This window comes from Pseudomonas sp. MB-090624 (assembly GCF_003205245.1).
In the GTDB taxonomy this organism is placed as follows: domain Bacteria; phylum Pseudomonadota; class Gammaproteobacteria; order Pseudomonadales; family Pseudomonadaceae; genus Aquipseudomonas; species Aquipseudomonas juntendi.
On sequence record NZ_QJRK01000118.1, the window covers coordinates 1 to 755 of the forward strand.

At 64.1% G+C, this 755-nt stretch carries 1 protein-coding gene; it reads right to left on the reverse strand.

Annotation, left to right across the window (positions count from 1 at the left end; all coding sequences use genetic code 11):
- Nucleotides 1-755: thiamine pyrophosphate-dependent enzyme (locus tag DMX12_RS28885; protein WP_232108695.1), on the reverse strand; the 755-nt coding region annotated here is incomplete at both ends.

The window sequence follows — 755 nt, forward strand, 5'->3', positions numbered from 1 at the left end:
ACCGCCAGCGCGCGCTCACGCAGCTCGCTGTTGAGGATGCGGTCGTTTTCGCTGTAGTCGACCGGGCAGTCGATCACGTGCACGCCTGGGGTCTTGATGCAGTGCTCCAGCAGCGGCAGCAGGCCGTCGGCGCTTTCCACGCGGTGGCCATTGGCGCCGTAGGCTTCGGCATACTTGACGAAGTCCGGGTTGCCGTAGTCCAGGCCGAAATCGGTGAAGCCCATGTTGGCCTGCTTCCAGCGGATCATGCCGTAGCCGTCGTCACGCAGGATCACCACGGTGATGTGCATGCCCAGGCGCACGGCGGTTTCCAGCTCCTGGCTGTTCATCATGAAGCCGCCGTCACCGCACACCGAAATCACCGGGCGATCCGGGTAGACCAGGTGTGCAGCCATGGCCGATGGCAAGCCGGCGCCCATGGTCGCCAGGGCGTTGTCCAGCAGCACGGTGTTCGGCTTGTGCGCCTTGTAGTTACGGGCGAACCAGATCTTGTAGATGCCGTTGTCCAGGGCCACGATGCCTTCGGACGGCAGCACGCGACGAATGTCGGCCACCAGGCGCTGTGGGTAGACCGGGAAGCGGTCGTCGTCGGCGCCTTCGGCGATCTGCGCTTCGTTGGCTTCACGAATTGCCATGAGGCGGGTGAAGTCCCAGTGCGAAGTGTCGCCCAGGCCTTCAGCGATCTGCCACACGGCGTTGGCGATGTCGCCGATCACTTCAACCTGCGGGAAGTACACGGCATCGACTTCGGCGGA